General features: G+C 47.2%; 11 protein-coding genes. 4 read left to right on the top strand and 7 right to left on the bottom strand.

Annotated elements, in window-relative coordinates; genetic code table 11:
- Positions 1-2: 2 nt before the first annotated feature.
- The 5 genes from OCV29_RS06900 to nagE form a co-directional block, all read right to left on the bottom strand.
- On the bottom strand, positions 3-1,364 hold the full coding sequence (locus OCV29_RS06900) for a TRAP transporter large permease (RefSeq protein ID WP_073602729.1): 1,362 nt from the start codon (positions 1,362-1,364) through the stop codon (positions 3-5).
- A 5-nt stretch (positions 1,365-1,369) separates the two neighbouring features.
- Entirely contained in the window at positions 1,370-2,044 is a 675-nt protein-coding gene (locus OCV29_RS06895) for a TRAP transporter small permease (protein WP_139281525.1), read from the bottom strand.
- A gap of 73 nt (positions 2,045-2,117) precedes the next feature.
- Positions 2,118-3,119: a TRAP transporter substrate-binding protein gene (locus tag OCV29_RS06890; protein ID WP_073602728.1), complete on the bottom strand. Its 1,002-nt coding sequence runs from the start codon at positions 3,117-3,119 to the stop codon at positions 2,118-2,120.
- 285 nt (positions 3,120-3,404) lie between these two features.
- Positions 3,405-4,874, bottom strand: a complete 1,470-nt coding sequence (locus tag OCV29_RS06885) for a protein adenylyltransferase SelO (protein ID WP_073602727.1) — start codon at positions 4,872-4,874, stop codon at positions 3,405-3,407.
- Between the two features lie 144 nt (positions 4,875-5,018).
- Entirely contained in the window at positions 5,019-6,515 is a 1,497-nt protein-coding gene (nagE, locus tag OCV29_RS06880) for an N-acetylglucosamine-specific PTS transporter subunit IIBC (protein WP_073602726.1), read from the bottom strand.
- Positions 6,516-6,703: 188 nt separating this feature from the next.
- Between nagE and nagB the strand changes: the two genes are divergently transcribed.
- The 3 genes from nagB to OCV29_RS06865 are packed head-to-tail and all read left to right on the top strand — an operon-like array spanning position 6,704 to position 9,883.
- Complete coding sequence (gene nagB, locus OCV29_RS06875) at positions 6,704-7,516, top strand: glucosamine-6-phosphate deaminase (RefSeq protein WP_073602725.1); 813 nt, start codon at positions 6,704-6,706, stop codon at positions 7,514-7,516.
- Positions 7,516-8,667, top strand: coding sequence for an N-acetylglucosamine-6-phosphate deacetylase (nagA, locus tag OCV29_RS06870; protein WP_073602724.1), 1,152 nt, complete (start codon positions 7,516-7,518; stop codon positions 8,665-8,667). Before nagB ends, nagA begins: the two co-directional genes overlap by 1 nt.
- A gap of 4 nt (positions 8,668-8,671) precedes the next feature.
- Positions 8,672-9,883 (top strand): ROK family protein, encoded by a 1,212-nt coding sequence (locus OCV29_RS06865; protein WP_073602723.1) that lies wholly within the window; start codon positions 8,672-8,674, stop codon positions 9,881-9,883.
- Positions 9,884-9,888: 5 nt separating this feature from the next.
- Here the strand turns inward: OCV29_RS06865 and OCV29_RS06860 are convergent, their stop codons facing one another.
- Both OCV29_RS06860 and OCV29_RS06855 read right to left on the bottom strand, forming a co-directional pair.
- Positions 9,889-10,515, bottom strand: coding sequence for a LysE family translocator (locus OCV29_RS06860; RefSeq protein WP_073605543.1), 627 nt, complete (start codon positions 10,513-10,515; stop codon positions 9,889-9,891).
- Between the two features lie 51 nt (positions 10,516-10,566).
- Positions 10,567-11,418: an AraC family transcriptional regulator gene (locus OCV29_RS06855; RefSeq protein ID WP_073605544.1), complete on the bottom strand. Its 852-nt coding sequence runs from the start codon at positions 11,416-11,418 to the stop codon at positions 10,567-10,569.
- 600 nt (positions 11,419-12,018) lie between these two features.
- Here OCV29_RS06855 and OCV29_RS06850 point away from each other — a divergent pair.
- Positions 12,019-12,654 (top strand): esterase/lipase family protein, encoded by a 636-nt coding sequence (locus OCV29_RS06850; protein ID WP_073605545.1) that lies wholly within the window; start codon positions 12,019-12,021, stop codon positions 12,652-12,654.

Raw genomic sequence — 12,654 nt, 5'->3', positions numbered from 1 at the left:
CATTATTTGGTGATAATCTCCGGCCCCATCAGCCAGTTTGGCAGCGCTGTAGAAACCGCTGGCACATAAGTGACAATCAGTAAGAACAGGAACATCACGGCGACCCACGGCAAGGCAGCTTTGACCACCTGAATCATCGACATCTGCGCAACTCCGGCAGTCACAAACAGATTGAGTCCGACCGGTGGTGTAATCATTCCAATTTCCATGTTCACCACCATCATGATACCTAAATGAATCGGGTCAATACCAAGCTGAATTGCAATCGGGAAAACCAGAGGTGCGACAATAATCAACAATCCGGATGGTTCCATAAACTGCCCGCCAATCAGTAACAACAGGTTGACCACGATCAGAAAAGCAATCGGCCCGAGTCCGGCAGATAACATCGACTCAGCAATCATCTGTGGCACGCGTTCTTCGGTAAGCACATGCTTGAGAATCAGCGCATTGGCAATGATAAACAGGAGCATAATTGTCAGCTTGCCGGCTTCACACAATGTTTTCTTGGTATCCGGGTGGACAAAAGTCTGGAACACTTTCACGACAGCAGGCAAACGATTCTGTTTATCTGCAAACGGCCCCATGTCTTTGTAAATAAAATTAGCGATAAAGAAGGAGTATACCGCCGCCACAGCGGCCGCTTCTGTGGGCGTGAAAATACCACCGTAAATCCCACCCAGAATAATCACTATCAGGAATAATCCCCAGATGGCATCACGCCCGGATGCAAGCAGCTCGCCCCAGCCAACAAATGGTTGTTTGGGGAGTTTTTTCACCCGTGCAGCAATATAAATCGCAACCATCAACATCACACCCGCCAGAATGCCGGGAATCACACCACCCAGGAACATACGCCCGACGGAGACATCTGTCGCTGCGGCATAAACAACCATCACGATAGAAGGTGGAATTAATATCCCCAGTGTACCCGCATTACAAATGACCCCGGCGGCAAACTCTCTCGAGTAGCCATTTTTCACCATACCGGCAATCACAATTCCGCCAATCGCGACCACTGTCGCCGGAGAGGAACCGGATAACGCTGCAAACATCATACAGGCCATCACAGAAGCCATTGCCAAACCGCCTCGGAACCACCCAACAACAGCAATTGCAAAACGGATAATTCTTTTCGCCACACCGCCGGTTGACATAAAACTGGAAGCCAGAATAAAAAACGGAATGGCTAATAATGTGTAATGACCGGCAAAAGCATTGAATAAAGTCTGTGCTACCGATGCAAGCGAAGCATCGGAATGCAACAGCAAGAAGATAATACTGGATAAACCCAGTGAAACAGCGATCGGTACCCCAAACAACATCATACCGATGACCATTAAGAATAGAAAAAATACTGCCATAATGATTACTCCTTCCGGCCTGAAGTCTGGTTATTTGATGCCGGTCCCTGCTCTTCCTGCATGACCTCTGCTTTTAAAGCATCTAAATCTTCTTCCGCTTCATGACCGGAAATTAAGCGATCCATCTTGCCGGTGACGACCTGATATGCCGCCTGTGTAAAGCGAATCGTTAGTAGTCCCATCCCCAAAGGCAGAGCCATATACGGAATAAAACGCGGCAGCTTTTCATAAGCTTCACCTTCATTGAACCAAACGGATAAAAACTGCAACATGTCAGGCATCGGAATATCATCCGTTTCGTACCAGGCGCGTTCTGTAATAAACGGATACCAATAGTTCCATGAACCGATCAGAAGCAGGACAGCAAATGCCAGACAGCCGGAAACTGCAATCAGTGCGAACAGTTTTCTCATGCCCTGTGGCGCCAGATTGATCACGACATCCACCCCGATATGAAAATGCTTTTTCACACCATATGAGGCACCAACCAACACCATCCAGGCAAACATAAACACTGTCAGCTCCAGTGCCCAGAGAATGTTGTCATTAAATACATAGCGAAATATAACGTTAGCAAATGTCAGTAACGTCATTGCACCAAGAAAGAAGGCAATCAGAAATTCTTCAATGAAATCAGTGAATTTACCGGCCTTTGTCACAAAAGAAGTCCATCCCATCATTGGTTACTCTTATCAAGCTGAACAGGAAGCACCCGCAAACGGGTGCTTATATTCATCGGTTAAAACGACATCATTACTGATTGGATTTCAGGGCGGCTTCGATTAAGTCTGTGCCGACATTTTTCTCAAACTTCTTCCAGACCGGCTGAAGTGCATCAACCCACTCCTGACGCTGTTCAGGCGTTAAAGTACGGACCACACCACCCGCATCAATAATGTTCTGCTTGTTCGCCAGATTGACTTTCGTTGATTCCGCATTACGCAACTGTGTCACTTCTTTCAGGATCTGAGCAAACTGAGTCCGGACATCGTCGGGAAGTCCTTTCCAGAATTTTGTCGATGTGACGACCAGATAATCCAGCACACCGTGATTGGTTTCAGTAATCCCGTCCTGAACTTCGAAAAACTTCTTGCCATAGATATTCGACCAGGTGTTTTCCTGTCCGTCGATAACTTTGGTTTGCAGCCCGCCGTACACTTCTTTGAATGACATCTTCTGCGGATTCGCACCCAGCTGCTCAAACTGAGCGACCAGCACATCTGAAGCCTGGACCCGGAATTTCAGTCCTTTTGCATCTTTTGGTTCCAGCAGTGGTTTGTTGGCAGACAGTTGTTTCATCCCATTGTGCCAGAATGCCAGCCCCTGAAGTCCGCGACGCTTCATCGCATTCTTCAGCTTTTCGCCTGAAGCTGAGTTCTGGAAACGATCAACAGCAGCAATGTCTTCAAACAGGAAAGGGAAATCAAACAGACGATATTTCTTGGTGAATTTCTCAAATTTTGACAAAGAAGGGGCAGCGAGCTGAACATCACCATTCAAGAGTGCCTCAAGCACTTTATTATCATCATACAATGTTGAATTCGGGAAAACCTGCATACAGGCTTTACCATCCATTTCAGCATTGACCCGTTTTTCCAGCAATGAAGCTGCAATACCTTTCGGATGTTTATCGGTATTGGTGACGTGACTGAATTTAATCACGATCTCACCCGGATCACAGGCGTTTGATGCATTCGCGTTCAGCGCGGTAAGCGCCAGTACGGAGGTTGTGAGCAGAGTCAAAGGCTTAATCATTTTATTTTCTCCTTATTATTCTTACAGAATACATTCTTTGCATTCGTGTCAGGTCTGACGAACTTCGGTTCCACAACGCGAAACCCAAGAACTTCAGACTTTGAATAAGGCAATAAACAAGCCAGACTATTAATAAACTTATAACATTAAAGCAACAACAATCACTTAGCGACAAATCGTTGAGAAAACGAACTGAACATAAATCAACCAATCCGGAAATTATGGGTGGATATCCACCCATGAATATCTGACAAATGAGTCAATAATGACTCACATGTTAAAAAACTATGAAGAACAAGTTAAAACCATGCCTTTTCCCCAATCCGGTGGTGGTTTGGCATAATCTTCAAACTCAGCGTGCTCATCAAAAGGTGACTTTAAAACTTCGGCCAGTTGGTGAAATGCAGAAAAATCGCCTTGTTCAGCCGCATCAATCACCTGTTGAGCAAGATAAGTCCGTAAAATGAACTTTGGATTCACCTGCCTCATCTGCTCACACCGGGATGCAGCCGAAATGATACTGCCGGTGTCTTCAGCATTCATTTCACAACGCCGCAGATAGTTCGTCAGCCAAGAAGTAATCGCCAGCTGATCAGAAAACAATCCGGTCACCGTATCCGAAGAAGAGATGTCCAGAGAGGACAAATGACGGAAAAACACCGTATAATCAATTTTTTCTGCCGCCAATAAGCCCAGAATGTCATGACACAATTCGCTGTCATCCTCCAGCTGACCATACAAACCGAGTCTGCGGCGGATCAACCGGCTGTATGCCTGATTCAACAGAGCTTCATATTGATCCAATGCCTGCTCTAATGCCGCCTTGTCAACAAGGGGCGTCAAGGCGTGCGCCAGAGCCGTCAGATTCCACAACCCAATTCCCGGTTGCATATCAAATGCGTAACGCCCCTGATAGTCAGAGTGATTACAGATAAAATGCGGATCATAATCATCCAGAAAACTAAACGGTCCATAATCAAATGTTTGACCAAGAACAGACATGTTGTCTGTATTCATCACACCATGGGCAAAACCATAAGCCTGCCAGAAAGCAATCATCTCTGCGGTTTTAGCAATGATTTGTTCAAACATACCCAGATAAGCATTTTCATGATCAGAGACCTGTGGAAAATGCCACGCAATCACTTTGTCCGCCAGCAAACGCAACTCACTCAATTGCCCGGTGTAAAAAAAGTGTTCGAAATGACCAAACCGAATATGGGTTTCCGTCAGCCGGATTAACATCGCACCGGTTTCTGCCCGTTCCCTGAAAACCGGTGAATCACTGGTGATCAGACCCAAAGCACGGGTTGTTGGCCCGCCAAGCGCATGAATCGCTTCGCTGCACAGATACTCACGAATCGTTGACCGTAATACAGCCCGGCCATCACCCATCCTTGAATAAGGTGTCCGGCCGGAGCCTTTGATATGTATATCAAAACACCGGCCCTGTTGATCAGTGATTTCCCCGAGTAATAAACCTCTGCCATCTCCCAAATCCGGATTATAGACACCAAACTGATGTCCGGCATACTTCATTGCCAGGGGATCAAACTGAGGCGGAATATCGGCACCGGAAAACGCATCAAGCAAAGTATCGTCAGGGGTTTCCGGAAGCCCCAGTGAACGGGCCAGCGATGTATTCCAGCTCCCCCAACGGCACTGCTCTAAAGGTTCCGGCTGAATTTTTGTATAAAAAGATGGAGGGAATTGCGCATAACGATGGCTGATTTTCAGTTGTTGCCAGAAAGACATAAACCACTTCCATATCTGATATATTTTGTCTCACCGTAACAAATACCCGACACTTTTACTAGGTTATATTTTTACCGTGACCACAAATGAATCAGGGCGCCTGAAAAGGCGCCCTGAAGCCAACAACATGGTACAGATATCGCGTTAATCAGATTGTTTTTTCATCACACCGGCAATAACTTCAGCCTGAGGCCCCAGCACCACCTGTAAATCCTGTTGATTGAGTTTCACGATACCACTGGCACCCAGCGCTTTAATCTGTAACTCATCCACTTTCGTCATGTCCTGTACTTTCAGACGGAGACGGGTAATACAGGCATCAATTTGCGCCAGATTTTCAAGGCCACCTAAAGCTTTGGTGTATTCAGCAGCCAGTGACTGCATATCTTCCGCTGCCTTCTGATGCCCCATATTTTGTACATCTCTTTCTCTGCCCGGTGTCGGAATATCAAACCATTTAATTGCAAAATAGAAGATGCAGAAATAGACCACACTGAAGCATAAGCCCACCACAATCAGCAGCCCGGGTTTGGTTGCCAGCCCCCAGTTAATGACAAAGTCAAACAACCCGGCAGAGAAACCAAATCCATCGAGAATACCCAAAGCGTTGGTGACCACCAGAGAGATACCGGTCAAAACAGCGTGAATGATGTACAGTACGGGAGCCAGAAACATGAACATAAATTCCAGCGGTTCTGTCACTCCGGTCAGAAATGCAGTTAAAGCAACGGAAAACAAAATGCCGCCCACCTGAGCCCTGCGGTCTTTTGGCGCGGCCAGATACATCGCAAGCGCAGCACCGGGCAGGCCAAACATCATAATCGGGAAAAATCCGGTCATGAACACCCCGGCATTCGGATCACCTGCAAAGAAGCGGTGCAGATCACCCCGTGTCACCTCAGCGGCAACTTCCTGAATGACTGACCCATCAATACCGGGGACACTGCCCCCAACGATCAGCGATTTCGCCACATCAGGTGCCAGACAGACGTTATTGAGTGCATTCGCGACTTCATACGTCACCTTGGTACAATCACCCAGACCAAACCAGAAAATTGAATTTAAAATGTGATGGAGTCCGACCGGGATAAGTGCCCGGTTGAGTGTACCATAAGCAAATTGCCCCAGAGCGCCCGCGTTAGCAACCGCATGACCGAATGCATCAATTGCATTCTGAACCGGCGGCCAGACAACACCGGCAATCCCGGCAAGCACCAGCGTAGATAAACCGGTCATAATCGGCACCAGCCGCTTACCCCCAAAGAAAGCCAGATAAGCAGGCAAAGCGGTTTGATGGAAGCGGTTATAGATATGCCCGGCAACAACCCCGGCGATAATTCCGCCAAAGAAAGACATATTAATCTCAGCATTAATCGTTTTGGCGGCTTCTGTAAGAACCAGATAACCAATGGCACCGGCAAGACCGGCAGCTCCCGCATCATCCTCTGACAAACCAACCGCTATCCCTATGGCAAACAGAAGGGGGAGCTGACCAAATATCGCCCCCCCGGCCTGCGCCATAAAAGCAATATTCAACATATCCGGCTGCCCTAATCTTAATAAAATCGCGGCAACCGGCAAAATCGCAATCGGCAGCATGATCGCTTTACCGAGCTTTTGCAGATATCCCAGTACGTTCATTGTATCCTCCGTCACATTACTCGTACGTTCGTTGTTATCTTAATTCATCCATTAAACTAAGAGTTATTATTTATGTCACAAAAACAACTTTAATGCAAAAAAAATGAACAATCCCATTGCAGTAATCCCTATGTTTATTCAAAATATAAAATAAGTGGTTCGTTATATTTTTTACATGGAGAATGAGAATGAGATTATTACCGCTGAAAAACCCCAGACAAACCGGGTTGTGGGCCGCTCATTACATTGCAAACAAAATCAACAATTTTCAGCCAACCGCTGAACGGCCTTTCGTTTTAGGACTTCCAACCGGAAGTACTCCCCTGCCCACCTACCATGCCCTGATTGAGCTGTATCAGCAGGGAAAGGTCAGTTTCCAACATGTCATCACGTTTAATATGGATGAATATGTCGGTATCCCGGCGACTCATCCGCAAAGCTACCATTTCTTCATGTTTGAAAATTTCTTCAGACACGTTGATATTCCTGCAAAAAACATCAATATACTTGATGGCACAGCGGCAGATCTGGAAGCGGAATGTGCTGCCTATGAAGAGAAAATCAAAACATCCGGGGGCATTCATCTGTTTCTCGGCGGTGTGGGCAGTGATGGTCATATTGCTTTTAATGAACCGGCCTCTTCACTTTCTTCACGGACACGGATCAAAACACTGACACAAGAAACCAGAATCGCGAATGCCCGCTTTTTTGACAATGACATCAGCTTAGTTCCTGAGCTCGCCCTGACTGTTGGTGTGGGCACTTTACTGGATGCAAAAGAGATTTTAATTCTCGCCACCGGCGTCAACAAAGCAAATGCAGTTCAGGCGGGGGTCGAGGGTTGTGTGAATCACTTATGGACGGTTTCTGCACTGCAGCTTCACCCCCGCAGCATTATGATTTGTGATGAATCTGCAACACTGGAACTGAAAGTCAAAACACTCCGTTACTTTCAGCAGCTTGAGGCCGGAGAAATTCATCAATTTGAAGGAATAGAATAATGTACGCGCTTTATCATTGTGAGCTTCTGACCGGCTATCAGAAATTCACAGATACCGCCGTCATCATTGATGACGGAAAAATCCATGCACTCATCAAAGAATCCGGACTTCCGGATGATATTCAACGATTTGATTTAAAAGGCAACAGGCTGACCGCTGGATTTATTGACCTGCAGCTGAATGGTTGTGGTGGCGTCATGTTCAATACATCACCCACAGCAGACACGCTGGCACATATGCATCAAACCAATCTTCAAACCGGTACAACCAGCTTTCTGCCAACCTTAATCAGCGATACGGATGAAGTCATTCATGAGGCTGTCGGAGCAACCCGGACTTATATGACTCAACATCAGTATCAGGTGCTGGGGATGCATCTTGAAGGTCCGTTTACTAACCCGGTCCGTAAAGGCATCCATCCGGAAGATCAACTCAGACATCCCAGTGATCAAATGATTGAATGGCTGGTACAACAGGAAAAATGGGTCAAAAAAGTCACACTGGCACCGGAAGTCAATCAATCTCTGCATATCCGCAAGTTAGCAGAAGCAGGGATTATCGTCAGTCTCGGGCACTCGGCAGCCACATATGAAGAGGCGATGAGCGGGTTTGATCAAGGGATCACTTTTGCAACCCACCTGTTCAATGCCATGACGTCGATCGAAAACGGACGCAGCCCTGGTGTAGTCGGCGCCGTATTTGACCGGAACAATATATACGCCGGTATCATTGCCGATGGTTATCACGTTCACTGGTCAAACATCAAAATGGCAAAAAAACTGATGGCTGACAGGCTATGTCTGGTCACGGATGCAACAGCAGCAGCGACGCCCCCCCGCGGGATGACACAGTTTGATTTTTGTGGCACACCGGTATTCCTTGAAAACGGTAAATGTATTGATGAAAAAGGGACACTTGGCGGTTCAGCGCTCACCATGAATGAAGGGATCAAACTTCTGGTTGAGCAGGCGGGTATCCCACAAGAAGAAGCATTCCGGATGGCAACACTTTACCCGGCTCGCGCGATTGGTATGGATCACTTGATTGGGGCGATACAGCCGGGTATGGTAGCTAATCTGACCATCACTGATCCACACTATCAGGTCATTAACACGATCGTTAACGGCCAGTGGACAAACCATCATATGTAAGCGAATGACACAACACAAAGATCGGGTCACCAATCATGAACAGTTAAAACTGGTGAATGCCGCACGGGTCTACCAGTTGATTGATTTATATGGCCCGGTTTCCCGGGTCAGCATTGCACAGCAAACGGCACTGGCCCCGGCCAGCGTCACCAACATTACCCGTCAGCTGCTTGATCACAACTTAATTAGTGAAGTTGCCCAGCAAGCTTCTACCGGCGGACGTCCGGCCATTTCACTGACAACCCGCCAGACTGGTTTTTATTTTGTGTCCTGCCGGCTGGGACGGGACGTGATTCAGTGTGCTGCGATGGATTTGTCAGGCCAAACCCATTTTGAACAACAAACCAGACTGGAAGAACACGACAAACAAGGGATTGTTCACACCCTGCTCGATCAGATTCAGCAAATCACAAACCGTTTCCCCCAACAGCGTTTTGTAGCCATAGCGGTCACAATGGCCGGACTGGTTGATCCCGCTTCCGGCATTATTCATTACTCTCCCAATCACAGTATCTCGGGTCTGAAATTGTCTGAAGTTTTGAAGGATTTTTCACTCCCGGTCTATATAGGAAACGACATCAGAGCACGGGCACTGTCGGAATTTTATCTGGGTTCAGCACAGCAGTGTGATGACTTTATTCTGGTCAGTATACACAATGGTGTCGGCGCGGGGATTATCTCCGACGGACAACTGCTGCTCGGAAAACACCGGCCGGTCGGGGAAATTGGACATGTACAAATCGATCCATTTGGCAAGCAGTGTCACTGTGGCAGTTTTGGCTGCCTTGAAACGGTCGTGTCCAATCCGGCAATTATTGAACAAACCCGGGAATTACTGGAACGGGGTCACCCAAGCTGTTTAACGGCACAAAATCTGACGATTGAGTCGATCTGCCATGCAGCAACGCAAGGTGATGCCGTTGCAAACCACGTGATGGAACAAGCCGCGAAGTATCTCGGACAAGTGCTCGGGATGCTGGTCAATGTGTTTAATCCGGAAAAAATCCTGCTCTCCGGTGAAATTGCCCAAAGCAGTCCGGTTCTGTTTCCCTTATTGATGCAGCAGATCAAACGTCAGACACTACCGAGTTTCTCCGGCAACCTGACACTCGACCGCGCAACATTCCAGCATCAGGATACCATCGGCGGCTATGCACTGATTAAGCGGGCTTTACACGACAGTGACTTACTCCGGCATATCATGCAAAACCAATAACCGGTTCAGACACTGATGAAAAGGAACACGGCCATCAGACACAGTACACCGCCTGCCATCTGTTCAATCCGGTGAATCTTCCGGCTGAGCAGATGCTGAACCCGTGAATGACCAAGAAAAGACGCCACCGCCAAATCCCAGACAAGCACAACACAAACCATCCAGACCCCACAAAAAACCTGCTGTTCAACCGATACCTGCCTGCCGAGAATCACCGTCATTAAACTCATATAAAACAACGCATTCTTCGGGTTCAGTATCGCCGAGGCAAGACCGAGAAAAAATTGCTTTCCTTTTGAAACACGAACCTCACTGGCCGTGTGCCAGTTGAGCGCTCTCTCCCGGCTTTTCAGTAAATGGTATCCAATATAAAGCAGATAAGCCGCCCCACCCCACTGAATCGCCGAAAACAGGACATGACTCTCCTTCAGAACCTGCCACCCGCCAATCACCAGCGCAATATAAACCGCATTACCACTGGCAATCCCAAAACAGATCAACGCACTACCCGCCAGCCGGTAACGAACCGCATAACCGGTAATTAAAAAGAAATCCGGACCGGGAGAAAGCAGCGCCATAAAATGGGCAAGCGCCAGCATCAGGAATGCCGGCGGAATCAGGGATGACAACATAACCGTCTCTCTTATCTTCAATATGAAAACAAAGAGCATACCCGGCGGACATCATGATTTATTGTCAAAAATTGACATCATCTGTCGATATTGATTCGGCGTGGCTGCTGCATACTGGACAAACGCTTTATGAAAATGGCTTTGATCACTGAATCCGAGTGTTAATGCGGTATCGGCGATGGAATAACCCGCCCGCAGTAATTTTTTTCCTTCTTCGACCCGCAGGTTATTGATGAACGCTTTCGGTGTCATCCCGTAGTCACGGGAAAAACGGCGGATAATCGTTTCGGGGCACAATTGAAACTTCCCTGAAAGTTCATCCAGAGACGGCGGTGAAGAGATCTGTGTCATCAATACCTGCCGGATAAATGCATTTGTCTCCGGTGCAGGCTCCTCCCCGGAGACTTGCATTTCCGGTGACGCGGAATCGTCGCAAAGCGAAGCAATCATTGACTGACAGAATGACCGTACCCGTTCAGGCATCTTCCCGGTCAATGACGGATGCGTGATGGTATCAACAATCGTCAGGTATTGCCGGAACAACCCGGCAGATTTGAGCACCGTCAGTGAAGTACCGAAATGAAGCGAGGAGAGATGATTCAGGGCACAGAGCCAGTCCGGATCGATATATAACATATGATAACTGCGGGGTTTCCCTTCCACCGGATTGCAGGCATGAACGACCTCCGGCGGAATAATCACCACATCACCCGGATTCAGTATTTCATACCGATCATTGAAGTGAACACAGGTTTGCCCGTCAACAATCGCCCCGACAGACAACTCCGCGTGCCGGTGTGCTTTATAAGGCCGCACACTACGGCACGTACTTCTCAGTGTCAAAGGAACCTGATCGTCCATGGTATAAAAATGTTGCGTGATGTTGTCAGGGAAATCAGACATAGCTTTCAGCAAAAAGTAATGAGAGGAAATCTGCTTAAAATTGAACTAATCCAGGTTGATTGTCAACAGCGGATGCACTCAATCGAGACCCTGAATATGTACCACTGTCAGGGCAAATATTAAACATAGTGTTGACCTTTAAAACAGAGCAAATCTCCAAACAACAAAAAATGAGTCATCTCATGAAACGTTAACCTGTCCTGAAGTCTTAAACTTATCACTGGCGAAAACCGGGCGGCTCAGCCAGAATGATAGAGTCCACTAAAAATAGTTTTATACCCATGTGATACCAATCTGGAAAATAAACTGATCATCTGGATGTGTCTGGTGGAGCAAACATACAAGGGCATGGATGCCCTTGTGTAAGCGCCCATGGACGGCTTGAGCGGTTTGCGGAACCAGATATATCCAGATCAGAAAATGACATAGAATGGTATGACCTCAAGATGCAGGATTCAGAGCGGTATATGATGAAAAGGTTAAGAACAGACCGACAAATAAATTCAATCAGTCCATGAGTGTCAAAAGCATTCACAGACCGGATGAAATAAAAAATAATTGTGGTTCGCCGTTCCGATAATCGACAGAGGTAATTACCGGATGAAAATTATTCTGATTCATGGTTTGTACATGCATGGTGTGGTCATGCAGCCACTCAGCCAGCTTTTAGCAGGAAAAGGCTACACAACAGATGTCATCAGCTACAATTCTGTCTCCATCGAAGAAGATGACGTCTTCAGGTCAATTGATAAGCTGATTGATCCATCGGGAAACAACATTCTAGTTGGTCATAGCCTCGGCGGACTGATGATCAAACATTATCTGACCGCCAGACAGGTGACCGCAGAACAAGTCTCTCACGTGATTGCAATTGGCTCCCCGCTTCAGGGGGCTTCCATTGTTGATGCGATTCAGGCACTTGGCCTGGGGCAGATATTAGGTAATTCAACTGACTATGGCCTGGAAAATCATAACAGCGACTGGTGTTTTCCGCAGAAACTCGGTTGTATCGCAGGCACAATGGCAATTGGCTTTCGTCCGCTGCTGATTGGTAATACACACCCTTCTGACGGAACCGTCACGCTTGAAGAAACCAAAATCACCGGTATGACGGACCATCTTGAAATCAATCATACCCATACCAGCCTGATTTTCAGTGCGGAAGTTGCAGAACAGATTGATTATTTTATCCGGTTTAACAGCTTTTTCAGACAGCAGGAAGAATCCACAGCATAG

It is taken from the genome of Vibrio aerogenes (genome assembly GCF_024346755.1).
In the GTDB taxonomy this organism is placed as follows: Bacteria; Pseudomonadota; Gammaproteobacteria; order Enterobacterales; family Vibrionaceae; genus Vibrio; species Vibrio aerogenes.
Note: the sequence above shows the minus strand (reverse complement) of the source record. Positions and strands in the feature narration are given on the sequence as shown.